General features: G+C 39.7%; 17 protein-coding genes and 1 tRNA gene. 11 read left to right on the forward strand and 7 right to left on the reverse strand.

The features are described 5' to 3' along the window. On the forward strand, positions 1 to 957 hold the full coding sequence (locus IEU71_RS06855; protein WP_004911876.1) for an ABC transporter permease: 957 nt from the start codon (positions 1 to 3) through the stop codon (positions 955 to 957). 71 nt (positions 958 to 1,028) lie between these two features. Here IEU71_RS06855 and IEU71_RS06860 read toward each other — a convergent pair whose 3' ends face one another. The 6 genes from IEU71_RS06860 to IEU71_RS06885 form a co-directional block, all read right to left on the reverse strand. Continuing rightward, positions 1,029 to 1,943 (reverse strand): L-lactate dehydrogenase, encoded by a 915-nt coding sequence (locus IEU71_RS06860; RefSeq protein WP_004911881.1) that lies wholly within the window; start codon positions 1,941 to 1,943, stop codon positions 1,029 to 1,031. A gap of 90 nt (positions 1,944 to 2,033) precedes the next feature. Next, positions 2,034 to 2,789 carry an ABC transporter ATP-binding protein gene (locus IEU71_RS06865; RefSeq protein ID WP_004911882.1) on the reverse strand — a complete coding sequence of 252 codons (756 nt, stop codon included), beginning with the start codon at positions 2,787 to 2,789 and terminating at the stop codon, positions 2,034 to 2,036. After that, positions 2,782 to 3,681, reverse strand: a complete 900-nt coding sequence (locus IEU71_RS06870) for an ABC transporter permease (protein WP_004911885.1) — start codon at positions 3,679 to 3,681, stop codon at positions 2,782 to 2,784. The genes IEU71_RS06865 and IEU71_RS06870 overlap by 8 nt, the downstream gene beginning before the upstream one ends. Further along, complete coding sequence (trpX, locus tag IEU71_RS06875) at positions 3,678 to 4,676, reverse strand: tryptophan ABC transporter substrate-binding protein (RefSeq protein ID WP_004911887.1); 999 nt, start codon at positions 4,674 to 4,676, stop codon at positions 3,678 to 3,680. Before trpX ends, IEU71_RS06870 begins: the two co-directional genes overlap by 4 nt. 381 nt (positions 4,677 to 5,057) lie before the next feature. Beyond that, complete coding sequence (locus tag IEU71_RS06880; RefSeq protein WP_004911890.1) at positions 5,058 to 5,693, reverse strand: NAD-dependent epimerase/dehydratase family protein; 636 nt, start codon at positions 5,691 to 5,693, stop codon at positions 5,058 to 5,060. A 15-nt stretch (positions 5,694 to 5,708) separates the two neighbouring features. Further along, positions 5,709 to 5,879 carry a hypothetical protein gene (locus IEU71_RS06885; protein WP_004911891.1) on the reverse strand — a complete coding sequence of 57 codons (171 nt, stop codon included), beginning with the start codon at positions 5,877 to 5,879 and terminating at the stop codon, positions 5,709 to 5,711. A gap of 218 nt (positions 5,880 to 6,097) precedes the next feature. Between IEU71_RS06885 and IEU71_RS06890 the strand changes: the two genes are divergently transcribed. The 9 genes from IEU71_RS06890 (at position 6,098) to IEU71_RS06930 (ending at position 12,384) form a co-directional block, all read left to right on the forward strand. Then, positions 6,098 to 6,496: a fluoride efflux transporter FluC gene (locus IEU71_RS06890; protein ID WP_004911892.1), complete on the forward strand. Its 399-nt coding sequence runs from the start codon at positions 6,098 to 6,100 to the stop codon at positions 6,494 to 6,496. Further along, positions 6,493 to 6,831, forward strand: coding sequence for a fluoride efflux transporter FluC (locus IEU71_RS06895; RefSeq protein ID WP_004911893.1), 339 nt, complete (start codon positions 6,493 to 6,495; stop codon positions 6,829 to 6,831). The genes IEU71_RS06890 and IEU71_RS06895 overlap by 4 nt, the downstream gene beginning before the upstream one ends. Positions 6,832 to 6,846: 15 nt before the next feature. Next, positions 6,847 to 7,728, forward strand: a complete 882-nt coding sequence (locus tag IEU71_RS06900) for a DegV family protein (protein ID WP_004911894.1) — start codon at positions 6,847 to 6,849, stop codon at positions 7,726 to 7,728. Positions 7,729 to 7,835: 107 nt separating this feature from the next. Next, positions 7,836 to 8,318 carry a TspO/MBR family protein gene (locus tag IEU71_RS06905; protein WP_004911895.1) on the forward strand — a complete coding sequence of 161 codons (483 nt, stop codon included), beginning with the start codon at positions 7,836 to 7,838 and terminating at the stop codon, positions 8,316 to 8,318. Between the two features lie 100 nt (positions 8,319 to 8,418). Further along, positions 8,419 to 9,057 (forward strand): PAQR family membrane homeostasis protein TrhA, encoded by a 639-nt coding sequence (gene trhA / locus IEU71_RS06910; RefSeq protein WP_004911898.1) that lies wholly within the window; start codon positions 8,419 to 8,421, stop codon positions 9,055 to 9,057. A gap of 80 nt (positions 9,058 to 9,137) precedes the next feature. After that, a complete protein-coding gene (locus tag IEU71_RS06915; RefSeq protein WP_004911900.1) occupies positions 9,138 to 9,392 on the forward strand; it encodes a hypothetical protein in 255 nt (84 codons plus the stop codon). 177 nt (positions 9,393 to 9,569) lie between these two features. Further along, positions 9,570 to 10,226 (forward strand): hypothetical protein, encoded by a 657-nt coding sequence (locus tag IEU71_RS06920; RefSeq protein WP_004911903.1) that lies wholly within the window; start codon positions 9,570 to 9,572, stop codon positions 10,224 to 10,226. Between the two features lie 125 nt (positions 10,227 to 10,351). After that, the gene (locus tag IEU71_RS06925) at positions 10,352 to 11,050 is read left to right on the forward strand and encodes a LytR/AlgR family response regulator transcription factor (RefSeq protein ID WP_004911905.1); all 699 of its coding nucleotides are present in this window, start codon (positions 10,352 to 10,354) and stop codon (positions 11,048 to 11,050) included. Beyond that, positions 11,047 to 12,384: a sensor histidine kinase gene (locus tag IEU71_RS06930; protein ID WP_004911907.1), complete on the forward strand. Its 1,338-nt coding sequence runs from the start codon at positions 11,047 to 11,049 to the stop codon at positions 12,382 to 12,384. Before IEU71_RS06925 ends, IEU71_RS06930 begins: the two co-directional genes overlap by 4 nt. A gap of 43 nt (positions 12,385 to 12,427) precedes the next feature. Here the strand turns inward: IEU71_RS06930 and IEU71_RS06935 are convergent. Beyond that, positions 12,428 to 12,500 (reverse strand) — tRNA-Lys (locus IEU71_RS06935). Positions 12,501 to 12,642: 142 nt separating this feature from the next. Here IEU71_RS06935 and IEU71_RS06940 point away from each other — a divergent pair. After that, complete coding sequence (locus IEU71_RS06940; RefSeq protein ID WP_004911910.1) at positions 12,643 to 13,497, forward strand: undecaprenyl-diphosphate phosphatase; 855 nt, start codon at positions 12,643 to 12,645, stop codon at positions 13,495 to 13,497. Positions 13,498 to 13,815 lie beyond the last annotated feature (318 nt).

The raw sequence follows: 13,815 nt of genomic DNA on the forward strand, positions 1-13,815 counted from the left end.
ATGTCATTAGTAGCGATTCTTACATTAGTTGTATCAAGTACATTGGTTTATTCAGCACCACTGATATTTACATCAATTGGTGGCACATTTTCGGAACGTAGTGGTGTGGTCAACGTTGGTTTGGAAGGTATCATGGGTATGGGTGCGTTTGCGTCCGTTGTGTTCAATCTTACGTTTGCAAATACTTTTGGCACGTTGACCCCTTGGCTTGGTCTGGTTGCTGGTGCAATTGTTGGGTTAGTCTTCTCACTCTTACATGCAGTAGCGACAGTCACTTTACGAGCTGATCACATTATTTCTGGTACTGTTATTAATTTGATGGCGCCAGCGTTGGGTGTCTTTTTGATTAAAGTAATCTATGGCAAAGGACAAACCGAACCTATTTCACAAGACTTTGGTTATGCTAATGTACCTGTTTTAGATAAAATTCCGTTCATTGGACCAATCTTTTTTGAAAAAACATCAGCCCCAGCATGGTTAGCAATCATCGTGGCTGTTCTATCATGGTATATCATTTTCAAAACAAAATTTGGCTTGCGCTTGCGTTCAGTAGGTGAAAATCCACAAGCAGCTGACACGCTAGGTCTAAATGTTGCTCGTCTACGATATTCTGGTGTGATGATTTCAGGTGTTTTAGGTGGTGTTGGTGGTGCAGTAGTTGCTCAGTCAATTTCACTTAATTACAGTGTCGGCACTATCGTGGGACAAGGATTCGTGGCTATGGCGGCCATGATATTTGGCCGATGGAATCCATTAGGTGCCATGGGCGCTTCATTGTTTTTCGGATTATCACAGTCACTTGCAGTTGTGGGTGCACAATTGCCGGGCTTGAAAAATGTTCCGTCAATTTGGTTACAAATTGCACCTTACGTACTGACAATTGTCGTGCTTGTCTTCTTCTTTGGTAAGACACGAGCGCCAAAAGCAGATGGTGTTAATTATATTAAAGCAGCTTAATACACTTCAAAACATGTCAAAATGGCATGTTTTTTTGATGCAAAAAACCCTTCGTGAGAAGGGTTTATGATTTAAGAATAGTCTGCTGTTTTGGTTTGAATAGCTTTAGCGCTGGCTGCCAACTTGTCTTGCTCCTCAGCAGTTAGTGGCAAATCGAAGTTAGCGACAACACCGCCGCGACCAATAATCGCTGGGGATGAAATATAGCCATCAAAATCCTCGTTATAGTGAGAAACAATCGCTTCTTTTCGTGCATCAGACAAAATAATTTGTAGCAATGAGACGGCGGCGTGGGCAATGGCAAAATTCGTATAGCCTTTACCAGAATGAACAGTGAAGCCACCGACACGAGCGTCATTTTCTAATTTATCCAAATCAAGTGATTTTTCTGCTGCCCATGTACGGACATTTTGACCCATAACATTAACTGTTGACCAAGCGGCAAACTGAGAGGCGCCGTGTTCACCTAATACATAGCCGTTGACACTACGCGGGTCGACACCTAGCGCTTCGCCAAAGACGCGCTTGAGTCGCGCTGTGTCAAGGTAAGTTCCTGTCCCGATAACTTGTGCACTTGGCAAACCGGTAGCTTGCTGGTAGATACCAGTAATGACATCAACAGGATTACTAATGGCTAACAATACACCATTAAAACCGACTGCTTTCAAGTCAGCACCAACCTGCTTGGCCATTGGCAAGTTTGCCTTGAGTTCACCAAAGCGATCACCATCTGGTTTGATGAGATGAATGTGACCAAGTGCGCTGATGACAACATCTGCATCTGCTAAATCAGGGTAATCACCAACATGCACATCAATGTGTTTATCCAAAAGACTTGCTGCGTCGCTGAAGTCTAATGCCTCAGAGGCCACTTTCTCTGGTTTCTTGTCAATCAGCACTAGTTCATCAGCTAAACCTTGTGACACAATCAAATGTGCGACGGTTGCGCCCACGTGACCGATACCAACTATTCCTACTTTACGCATAAAAACCCCACCTGTTCATTTTCATTAAATATGAATTAAATTATACACTTAATAAGTTAAAATTTCATTGCTAATATCACATTTAATTAGTTAGGCAATAAAATACTTTAGAATTTGTTCTTCGGTGAGCATTTTTTTATCTTCGTCACGAACATCAAGGACAATTTGGCCTGCATTTAAAATGATGAGGCGATTACCATATTGTAAGGCGTCTGCCAAATTATGAGTAATCATCAAAGCGGTTAAATGATTGTCCGTCACCTGCTGATTGGTGGCTAACATCAGTTGTTCTGACGTTTTTGGATCGAGCGCTGCCGTATGTTCATCTAGTAAAAGTAGCTCTGGTTTGACGCGTGTCGCCATCAAGAAGCTTAAAGCTTGTCGCTGACCACCGGATAAATCACCGGTGGCTGTTTGTAGCCGTGTATCTAAGTTATTACCCATCGTTTTTGTAATTGTGGCGTACTCATTGAGCTTTTCTTTTGTCAAACCTCGACTACGCAGACGACGCTTAGCACCTCGTTTTTCAGCGAGCAATAAATTTTCGGCAACAGTCATCCGAGGCGCTGTACCCATCTTCGGATCTTGAAAAACACGAGCGATATAGTTGGTGCGTGTTACGGCAGATTCGTTGGCAATGTTGTGATTATGGTGCAAAATTTGACCCGTACTAATTGGCAAATTACCAGCGATTGCGTTGAAAAGGGTTGATTTTCCAGCACCGTTGGTGCCCAAAACAGTAATGAAGTCACCGTCAAAAATATCAAGGTTGAGTGATTTGAGAATTTCGGTATTCTCACCGACAGTCACAACGACATTTTTAAGTGAAAAAACAGGTTCAGTCATGAGGGGCAACTCCTTTTTTAAGCATAGTGTCTAATTTCAGTGCGTGGCGAATTTGTGGTAACATCATAGCCAAAGCCAATACAAAGGCAGAAATTAAGTTCAAATCGTTAGTGCTAAAGCCAAGTTGCAAGACAGCCAGCAAGACCAAACGATATAAAATCGAACCAACAATCACGGCAACAAGTCGTTCATTTAATGTTAATTCGCCAAAGACAACTTCACCAATAATGATTGAGGCTAGGGCAATGACAATAATACCAATGCCCATATTAATGTCGGCGTAGCCATTATTTTGAGCAATGACAGCCCCGCCAAAAGCGATTAAACCATTGGATAACATCAGTCCCATGATGGTCATCCGATCAGTTTTGATACCAATTGATTGCGCCATATTAGGGTTATCGCCAGTGGCAATGAAAGCTTGTCCGAGTTCAGTTTGGAGGAAGAAAATCAGTGCGATAGTGATAATTACAATGATGACGAATCCAACTAATACAGAGTCAAAATATTTAGGCAGGTGCCGTAAGAAAGCGGCCGAAAAGAGTGACTTTTGGTTGAGCAATGAAATATTAGCTGACCCCATAATGCGTAAATTGATGGATAACGAGGCTGTCATAACCAAGATACCAGCTAACAAGATAGGAATTTTTCCTTTTGTGTAAAGTAGACCAGTGATTAAACCGGCAATTGCGCCAACAATAAAAGCGCTAATAGTTGCCAAATAGGGATTCACGCCGTGGGCAATCATAGCCACAGCAGTCGCTGCACCCAATGGAAATGAGCCTTCGACAGTCATATCAGGAAAATTTAAGATACGAAATGTGAGAAATAGCGCGACCCCTAATACGGCCCAAAGTAGTCCTTGACCAATGCTTGAAACGATAATACTCATTTGATTACTTCTCCTTTACTTTCAGCGTCTTTGACGAGTGATTGTGGTAATGTGATACCCAATAATTTAGCTTGTTTTTCATTGACTACTGGCACACCCTTAGTGATTGTTTTGACAGGGTATGTGGCAGGGTTTTTGCCTTTCAAAACCTTAGCAGCCATGATGCCTGCTTGGTAGCCGATGTCATATTGGCTCACTGAGATAGTGGCTAAACCACCGTCTTTAACCATTGTATCGACTGCGGGGATGACTGGAATCTTTTCTTGGTTTGTGACATTAATTAGAGTTTTCATGGCTGAAGCAACACCGTTATCTTGTGGGGCGTAGACAACATCGACTTGACCGGCCATTGTTTCAGCAATTTGTTGCATATCGTTGGTTGTGGCAATCGTATACATTTTAACGTCATAGCCTTGGCTCTTAGCTAAAGTTGCCATTTTTTTGGCATTATATTCGCCACCGTGATCAGAAGTTGTGTAGATAATGCCAAGCTTTTTGGCAGATGGGACAACTTCTTTAATCACATCTAAATGCTGTTGAAGAGGTGAATCACCTGATGTACCAGTAATATTTTTACCTGGGCGTTGTGTTGATTTGACTAAGCCTCCTCCGACAGGGTCAGTAATACCGGCCAAAATAACAGGTGTTTGTCCGTCAGCTGTTTTAGCTAACGATAAGGCGGCAGGAGAAGCGATACCAACTGTTAAATCAGCATTCTCGTTAGCAAATTTCTGTGACATGGTCTTCAAGTTAGACTGATCTGCTTGCGCATTTTGATAATCAATTTTGATTTTGCCTTTGGTGTAACCTTCATGAGCCAAACCAGCGACGACACCTTTGTGGATTTGATCTAGTGCAGGATGGGTTACTAGTTGTAGAATGCCGACCGTTGGTATGTACTGCTTTTTGGCGGTTTGAGGCTTGGATGTTTGGAAAAATGCGACACCCAAAAATGCGACAATGACGATGATAACTGCTGCTAAACGTTTGTTCATAATATAATCTCCATAACTGTTCTCTTCATAAAAAAATGACCTTGGGAAGCCACACAAAGCTTTCCAAGGTCAAAAGAAAAGTCTGCATGGCGTGTTGATTGCCATACAGACTCAAAGTAATGCAAAAGTCGTCGGTATGGACAAAACTGATTGTCTCAGCTTGTCCGTTACCGAAAAGCTGATTTACCGACGCCACCAAGCGTTACTAAATTGTGCTGAAACTTTTTGCATGATTTATCTCCGAGTTGTTTATGGAATAAGGATACTAAGAATTTGATGAGTTGTCAAGCACATTGTTAAGATAATTATTAAATCTGTTGTGTGATAATACAAACAGTAGTGGTTTGTCGCGTTAAGGGCTGTGTATAAACTAACAAAATCTTATATTTTATTCACAGTACGACGCAACAAAGGGCTAGGTTTGCCGGTTAAAATACCGGCCACTTCTTTGGCAAATTCAGATCTGGCAACTGGTCGAAACTTATTGAAGTAGGCAATACTTTTCAGATGGGTCAAGGTCACACCTGGCCAATATGAACTTTGTCGCGCGGGATCAAAAATAATACCGGGGTAAACTGCAAAAGCGCGACCAGGTAGCGCCTGAGCCATTTCGCGCTCAACGGCTAGTTTGGCTTTTAAGTAAGGTCGCATAAAGAATGGTCCAGCGTTTGCTGATATGAAAAGAAACTTTGGTTTGATTTCCTGCGCTAATAAATGAATCAGTTGATGAGCTGGTTCATAACTGCTGTTTTGGTAGGTTTGATTTTTTAATGGGTTGGGTAACAGAATACCAACAGCGTCAATTACCCAATCCGCATCACTCACAATAGGACGCAATTGTTCACTATCACTTAGCGCAATTGCGTGATAGTGTGTCTGATCGCCTGGTTTGCCATTGAATGGATGGCGTGAAATGCTGTGCACCTCAAATAATTCGGACGACAAATATTTAATTAAACCCTGACCAACGAAACCAGTACCACCCACAATGACAATCTTTTGTTTCTTTTCAATCATCGGCTTACCTCACGATTATTTCAGCATATTGTTGCGATTGTCCCAAATATATGAAATAGCTAGAATCAATAATCCTAAGTTAGAAGTCAAAATAGCAAATGTAGATTGCTTCATAATCCAACTAATCAATGAGACAAACATCAAAACTAATGCTAGTATCACGACATACACGGTGCTTTTTTTCATGATAATCTCCTTAAATATATTACAATTACTATTTTAACACGAGTCCCTTGATAATCGTGAAATGAGAAACTGATTGCAGCAGTCATGATGGACTAGGCGAATGAGATGTCAATCGCTTGTAAATAGGCTGTACTGGTGTAATATAGATGAAGAACATTTGTCAGAAGGGACAGACAGATATCTGGCTTATCAAAAGTCGATTTGTTAAAATAGAGGGTATGCAAAAACAGAGTAGATTCTTAACTGAATTGATAGGGGTTGGTATCGGCGGTGCCATTGGTGGTAGCGTACGGTATTTGTTGGGATTAGTGCCAATCATTGGTGCTATGCCGGTAATGACAATGCTGATTAATTGGGTAGGAACGTTTTTGCTTGCATCACTTGGCGCTTATCTTGCGAATCGTGAAAGTCGCTTACAACCTTGGCAAACTTTTATTGGTACAGGGGTAATCGGCGGCTTTACAACTTTTAGTACGATGATTTTACAAGTTAACCAGCAGGCTCTAATTAGCCTGACAACTGCCATAATCTATGTTGTCTTAACAATAGGTGGTGGGTTAATTATGGTCAAAATCGGTCAAAAGTTTGGTCGTAAAGTGAGCGAGGTGCGTTCATGACATTACTAATTGTTGCGATTGGTGCAGGATTAGGTACAATGTTGCGATACTTAACGGTCACTTTTTGGTCGACTAAACCACAGTACCTCACAGCTATTTTTGCGGTTAATATGGTTGGTGCTTTTTTTATGGGGATACTAATGGCAACAGGCGCTACCAATGCCTTGCATCATTTTTGGTCAACCGGTGTACTAGGCGGATTGACGACATTTAGTACGATGATGACCCAAAGTGAACAACATGCCACCTTGCAGCAACTATTATATCTATTAATCCAGTTGGTTGGCGGTTTGGTCATCTTTGGCTTGGGATTTGCTTTAGCCACCTTTTTGTAAATATGGAGAGAACAAATGAGTAAAATAGCAGTTATTATTGATTCATCATCAGCGATGCCAGTGGTAACGCGCAATCGTTATCATATTTTTCAGGTCAATGATCCCATTATTTTTGGTGATGAGGTCTACAAAGAAAGTGTTGATATTCATGATCTTGGTGAGCTCGTTAAGATGATGAAAGATAAGAAGCAAATTGCTTCGACTTCTCAACCAGCACCCGGCGATTGGGAAGAAGCTTTGAATTTAGCCAAGGCATCAGGTTACGATCAGGCTTTGTTGGTCACATTATCATCAGGTATTTCAGGCACTTATCAAACAGCTGCAGCAGTCGCTGATAGTTATGAAGGCATGTCTGATGTACGCGCATGGGATTCTAAAATTGCTGTCATGGGTGCTGGTATGCAGGCATTAATGGCCGCTGCTATGGCTGAAAAAGGTAAGACATTAGATGAAATCATGGTAGCGCTTGAGAAATTGCGTGAGTCGATTGTGGTCCGTTTTGTGGTGAATGACATTTCACATTTGCAACGGACAGGGCGTTTGTCACGTGGTGCAGCCTTAGTGGGCGGTTTGCTCAATATTAAGCCGATATTATCAATGGACGTGCAAGATGAAGGTAAGATTGGTGCTGTTGGTAAGGCCAGAAAAATGAGCGGGGCGTTGAAAGAAATTAAAGAAACGCTACGTCAATCATTAGCCGAAGTCGATTATCCCGTGCGTGCCATTGTAGTCGATGGTAACGACGCCAAATTAGGTGATAAGTGGCTCAAAGATTTGCAGGCTGAGTATCCCACTGTCAAATTTGAACGTGGGGTGTTGGGTGCGTTTATTGGTGTTCACACAGGTGACGGCGCTATGGGCGTTCTCTGGGCACATGATTGGGAAGATTTAATTTAACTTAGAACAAAAATAGAAAGCATTGTCATCTTGATGACAATGCTTTTTGAGTGTTTTAGTGCTGTAAATGGTATTGATGCGTTACACTGAAAGTAGAGGAAATCACGATGGTAATAAAAAAGTGGCAGCATGTCGCCCTATTAGTTGGAATGGTTGTTGTGGTGGAGTCAATTGGTGGATTATCGGCTTTTTTAGCGGGTGACATTAAGAAAATTTATAATCAGTTAGTACAGCCACCACTTTCACCGCCAGATTTCGTTTTTGGGATTGTTTGGCCCATTTTATATCTGTTGATTGGTGTGGCTGCTTATTTATTATTAGTTAGTCAGCATCATGCAGCAGCCAAAAAGACTAATTTGGTGTTATTTGGGTTACAACTTTTTGTTAATTTTATTTGGAGTATTGTGTTTTTTGGTGGTAATCTTTACTGGATTGGTGTACCGATTATTCTGGTTTTAGATGTCCTAGTGATTGCCTGCATTGTCTCTTTCAGGCGCAATCAATTGTGGGCGAGTTACTTGATGTATCCGTACTTGGCGTGGATTATGTTTGCGACTTACCTCACGATTGCAGTGGCTATCTTAAATTAAAAAGTGACAGTTTTGTCAACTGTTAATCAACCGAGTCGTTCTAAAAATGGCTCGGTTTTGTTGTATAATTAAATCACATAATTATTTACGGGGGTTACTAATGCAACGTTCAAAACGTTACCTGATTGTTTACGAGGTATTAAACGCTGTAACACACGGTTTAGGATTTATTTTGGCCGTGATTGCTGGCATCGCATTGCTATTTCATGTCTTGCAACGACCAGTGTCTGCTTTCGAGTTGACAGCGATAATCATATATATCGCCACAGTTGGCTTGTTTTTGCTTGCATCAACTTTGTTTCATTCGTTGGTATTCACGCGTGCGGCCAAAATATTTCAATTTTTCGACCATGCGGGTATTTATCTAGTGATTTTAGGTAGCTATACGCCGTACACTTGGCTACTAATCAAAGGATGGGTCGGCTGGAGTATCTGGGGTGCTATTTTGGCAATGACGATTGCCGGCTTTGTCTATGACTTATTCTTTGTCGGACGCTGGCCATGGGTGTCGGTGGTCATTTACCTTGTGATGGGGTGGCTGATTATTTTGGCAATGCCAATCTTGTGGGGCGTATTGTCACACACAGCCTTCTGGTTGCTTTTGGCTGGCGGCTTAACCTATTCTGCGGGGACAATTTTTTATCTAATTCCTAAGATTCCTATGGGGCATGTCTACTGGCATCTATTTGTACTCGGTGGCGCTGGCTTGATGTATGCCAGTATCTTTATTTCACTCTAAAAATTTAAACAAAATCAATGTGATATTATTGTTTTTGAGCTATAATATAGCTGTTAAATAATTGCAGGAGAAATTAAAATATGGCATTGACACAATCACACGTTAAGCAATGGGTAATTGATCAGCACTTGGATACTTGGGGGCCAGTCAACGTTACCTGGCATGATGATTTGAAGCGTACGGTGATTATCGTCGCTGACGGGACGAAAAATCAAGTTCGTCAAGAGATTAAGAAAATTGTTGCTGGTAATATTGAAAAGGGCATCATTTCAAAAGAAGACGCAAATGACTTTCTCGATTCCTTACATGTCAATGATTATGCCGTTGAAGATTGAGCCGAAAGGCTTTTTTTTTTTGACAAAAATTGTGTGTTTGTCGGTCAAGTGTGTGTTTAAAATGGTCAATTGTGCTGGTTTATCAATATTATGTTTATGAGTCGATATACTTAATTTTGTACCAAGCAAGGTTAGCAAGTAGTTGACCCAGTGGTTCAAAAAAAGGAGGATAAGACAATGATTAAAAAATCATTATTACTGAGTATTGCTACATTGGGAATAGGGATGTGTGTGGTAACCGTACATCCACATGCAGCCAGTATTGAGCAAATGAAAGCCAATGTTAATGCAGATACAGGCGTAATTTTTAGTGAAGAATTGGGGCGTGATATGACTAAAAGTGAGGCAGATCTTTACTTTGAAACGGTTAGTCAAGCACAACGCAAATTAGGATTACCAACTTCACAAGTGACGCCGGAAATTGATAAAGCGGCTCGACAAGTGGTAGCTGAGAATACCAAGAAGCCGGTGCATAATACAAAAACAAAATTAAATTTTAAACCAGATAATTTATTGTTGGGAACCTCAATTCCAACAGAAGCTAAAACATTAACAGGCAGCACTTATAAATCAGACCCTTTTTCTGGTTCAGGGTGGCGGTATAGTGGGTACTACTTTAATTTCAAAGATTATGTGGCTAACCCAAGCTTTGGTGTTCGTGTAAACGGTGATTCCTTTAATTTTATTACGCGACGTAACACAGCTAAGGTAGCATCTTATGCTGTTAATCCCGACGGCAAGTTTCATTACTATCCCAGCACAAATAGTGGTAATTTGAATGGTTATTTTTCAACGCTAGACCCAGTCAGTGGTTCGTATTACGAAATTAATTAACAATAAACTTATCCATCTAATGGCCGCCTAGTGTACAAGGCGGTTTTTACTTGTTAATATATAACATGAAAGAATAAATTATATTTTAGATATTGCGCTAGTATATAACAAAAAATGAGGTATCTATGAAGGTTGCAATTTGTGATGATTCACTCGTATTGGCTAATCAAGTTGACACACTGTTACGCAACTATGATATGAAGCGATTTGATGTTGATGTTTTTACTAATCCTTTGCGATTATTAGCTTCATTAACTGATAACTATTATGACTTTTTCATACTTGACATTGAAATGCCGGAGATGTCCGGTGTTGTGTTAGCAGGTCAAATCAGGGATTTTGGTAACGCTAATCCTATTATTTTTGTGACCAGCTATAAGGAATACATGGAAGATGTTTTTGCTTTACACACATTTGATTATTTAATCAAACCGCTGACACAAGAAAAAATGAATCAATCGTTGAAACGCTTAACCAACTATTTAGGGTTACAAAGTCGACGATTCACTTTCACTTTCAATCGTACGTCACATAGTTTGGATTTAACAGAAATTAGATATTTTGAAAAAAATCGTCATACAGTTTTGATTCATACAAGACACCAAATCTATGAAACATCGATGACTACTGCTGATGTACTAGCTAAATTAGATCATCGTTTCGTTCAGGTTCATCAATCCTTTATTGTAAATGTCAATGCAGTTAAGCATCTGAAAAATCAATCATTACTTCTAAACGATGAGACCATAATTCCAATTAGTCGCAAGTATCAAAGACAAGCTAAAATCGCCATTATGGCGGCTTTGAGGGAAATGATGTCATGAAATTAATGATAGAAATTTATGTCAGTAATTTGACTTTATTGGCTGTTATGTTAGGGATGGTTGCCATTTTTTTTAGGCAATCCTTGTTTATCAATTATCGTCCAACGCGTGTCACCCTTGGGATTTTGGGTAGTTTATTGTTTTACTTGTGGTTTTTAATGGCGCAAAATACTGTAGGGTTTGTGCCATTATTGTCAAATGAAATTGGAAAACAGTGGCATTTGGACTTTAGTTTGCTATTGTCACTGTTGATTGTTGTATGCTTTTGTTGGTTTGTTGTGATTCCGGCTAAGTCAAATCTGTTAGCCAGTTGTTTTTGGACGAGCATTTTGGTTGCAGGGCTTTACGCTAGTCAGTTTATTGGCGATATTATCTTCAATCAATTACTGCCATTATTGCAATCGTTGCATTTTGTTAGTGCTTGGGGACGTACAGGTATTGAACTGATATTGGTAGTAGCCACGACGCTGATGTTGAAGTATTGGTTAAAGCCAACACTTGTCCAAACCACAAATCGTAATCAGTTTGTTCAAATCACCTTAATTTTAATGGTCAATATGTCAACGATGGGGTTGTTTTATTTCATGCGTGACATTTATTATCCAGTGGCTTTATCGTTTGAAAAAGTTTGGTTAGTTGTCCTCATTATTGTGGTACTGAATACTTTTGTTCTAGTCATTTATCAAGGGCAAAATATCTATTATTTGAAATTACATCAAATTGAACGTGAAAATGAAATCTTGCAGCGGGAAATTGCGGCTATTAACCTCACTAAGGCTAATTGGGAAAAGATTACAGCAATCAAACATGATTTACGCAACCAAAACATTGTTTTATTGGGATTAATTGAACAAAGCGACTATGATCAAGCAAAGACATTGATTCGAAATGGTATGTCAGAATTAACGATGGGTACGCATTTTTTTACGCGTAATACCTTGCTTAATTATTTGCTCAATGAAAAAAATAATTTAGCTAAAGCACAAGGCATTCAATTAAACAGTCAAATTTTGGTGCCAGAATCTTTAACCATTCCTAATGATATTTTGGCAATTGTGATTGGCAACTTATTGGATAATGCGTTTTCCGCAGTTGCGCGTCATCGTCAAGGCAAACAAATCGTCTCACTCGTGGTCAAGGCAGTCAATCAAAAATTATTGATTCAGGTCAGCAATGCGTTTAATGTTGATGAAGTCGATAGTCGACGTGATCGGTTGCAAAAGGGGTTTGGATTGAAAAATATCAAGCAAATTGTCGAAAAATATGACGGTTTGTATCAACAACAAATCAATGGTTCTCAATATGATGTCAGCATTATATTTTTTGACATCTAATCACAAAAAAAGCTATCAGAATTAATTCTGATAGCTGATATAGTGGTCAGCCAGGGGCTCGAACCCTGGACCCACGGATTAAGAGTCCGTTGCTCTACCAACTGAGCTAGCTGACCATATCATCTGTTTCACAACAATAAATATAATACCACGTGATTTATGAAAAAGCAAGCAGCAAATATGATAAAATGGAACTATTCTCAATATGGAAGGAAAAGCGTTGACTGTTAATAAGCAGTCTGAAACGCGTTTAGACACATGCTAGATCTGATTAAATCAATCATTATTGGTATCGTTGAAGGCCTGACAGAATTTTTGCCAGTATCATCAACAGGGCACATTATTTTGGCGGAAACACTGATGAAAATCTCCGGTGGCGCTGTGTGGACGAAGTCTTTCACCCCATTTTTCGATTATGCCATTCAATTGGGTGCCATTTTTGCCGTGATTCAACTTTATTTCAACAAATTGAATCCATTTTCACCACAAAAAACAGACCGTGAAAAGTTCCAAACATGGCGCCTGTGGATTCGTGTGGCAGTTGGTGTCTTGCCCGCTGTGGTCTTTGGTTTATTGCTGAATGACTTCATGGATGCGCATTTGCTGAATTTCTGGGTTGTTTCAGCCATGTTGATTATTTATGGTGTGATCTTCATTGTGATTGAAAATCGTCAAAAGGGTATTGCGCCTTTAATTACAGACGTCAACCAAATCACGTTTAAGCTAGCGCTCTACATTGGTTTGTTCCAAGTTTTGTCATTAGTACCGGGAACATCTCGTTCAGGTGCCACGATTCTTGGTGCCATCATTCTTGGTGCTTCACGCTTTGTTGCTGCAGAATTTTCATTTTTCCTATCAATTCCGGTGATGTTTGGTGTCACGCTATTGAAGATGTTCAAGTTCTTCCATGAAGGTGGCTCATTCACTGGTATGCAAGGCTTGGTTATGCTATTTGGCTTTGTGGTTTCTTGGATTGTGGCGTTGTTTGCGATTAAGTTTATGATGAATTACATCAAAAATAACGACTTCAAGGCCTTTGGTTACTACCGTATTATCGTTGGTGTGATCTTCTTGTTGCTTGGCATGACAGGCGTGATTACGACAATGCATTAAAATAAAATGTGTTACCATTTCTGAAAAAAATTGACAAGACAATGAAATGTCATCTATCAATTACTAACTTATAGCTAGTAATTGATTTTTTTATCAAAAATGACGGATGATTAGGTGACTTTTATTTATAAATTATGTAATATTTTTATTTGTTTATAAAAAGGCATTTTTTGGACACATTTATTTCATAATATAGTCGCGTTATTGTGAAATAATGTTATTATCAAAAGAAAATTTAAATATAAGGTAGATTGCAAGAATTAACCGAACACTGCAAACTGCTGAAAAACCTTTCGTGGTGATTGCCAGTTGAGTGTT

The organism is Leuconostoc falkenbergense (assembly GCF_014634805.1).
Taxonomy (GTDB): domain Bacteria; phylum Bacillota; class Bacilli; order Lactobacillales; family Lactobacillaceae; genus Leuconostoc; species Leuconostoc falkenbergense.

Coding starts and splice junctions, on each gene's coding strand:
- IEU71_RS06940 (WP_004911910.1), top strand. CDS start 12,643: ATGCTAGATCTGATTAAATCAATCATTATTGGTATCGTTGAAGGCCTG.
- IEU71_RS06885 (WP_004911891.1), bottom strand. CDS start 5,879: ATGAAAAAAAGCACCGTGTATGTCGTGATACTAGCATTAGTTTTGATG.
- IEU71_RS06895 (WP_004911893.1), top strand. CDS start 6,493: ATGACATTACTAATTGTTGCGATTGGTGCAGGATTAGGTACAATGTTG.
- IEU71_RS06870 (WP_004911885.1), bottom strand. CDS start 3,681: ATGAGTATTATCGTTTCAAGCATTGGTCAAGGACTACTTTGGGCCGTA.
- IEU71_RS06900 (WP_004911894.1), top strand. CDS start 6,847: ATGAGTAAAATAGCAGTTATTATTGATTCATCATCAGCGATGCCAGTG.
- IEU71_RS06905 (WP_004911895.1), top strand. CDS start 7,836: ATGGTAATAAAAAAGTGGCAGCATGTCGCCCTATTAGTTGGAATGGTT.
- IEU71_RS06860 (WP_004911881.1), bottom strand. CDS start 1,943: ATGCGTAAAGTAGGAATAGTTGGTATCGGTCACGTGGGCGCAACCGTC.
- IEU71_RS06865 (WP_004911882.1), bottom strand. CDS start 2,789: ATGACTGAACCTGTTTTTTCACTTAAAAATGTCGTTGTGACTGTCGGT.
- IEU71_RS06915 (WP_004911900.1), top strand. CDS start 9,138: ATGGCATTGACACAATCACACGTTAAGCAATGGGTAATTGATCAGCAC.
- IEU71_RS06880 (WP_004911890.1), bottom strand. CDS start 5,693: ATGATTGAAAAGAAACAAAAGATTGTCATTGTGGGTGGTACTGGTTTC.
- IEU71_RS06855 (WP_004911876.1), top strand. CDS start 1: ATGTCATTAGTAGCGATTCTTACATTAGTTGTATCAAGTACATTGGTT.
- IEU71_RS06890 (WP_004911892.1), top strand. CDS start 6,098: ATGCAAAAACAGAGTAGATTCTTAACTGAATTGATAGGGGTTGGTATC.
- trhA (WP_004911898.1), top strand. CDS start 8,419: ATGCAACGTTCAAAACGTTACCTGATTGTTTACGAGGTATTAAACGCT.
- IEU71_RS06930 (WP_004911907.1), top strand. CDS start 11,047: ATGAAATTAATGATAGAAATTTATGTCAGTAATTTGACTTTATTGGCT.
- IEU71_RS06925 (WP_004911905.1), top strand. CDS start 10,352: ATGAAGGTTGCAATTTGTGATGATTCACTCGTATTGGCTAATCAAGTT.
- trpX (WP_004911887.1), bottom strand. CDS start 4,676: ATGAACAAACGTTTAGCAGCAGTTATCATCGTCATTGTCGCATTTTTG.
- IEU71_RS06920 (WP_004911903.1), top strand. CDS start 9,570: ATGATTAAAAAATCATTATTACTGAGTATTGCTACATTGGGAATAGGG.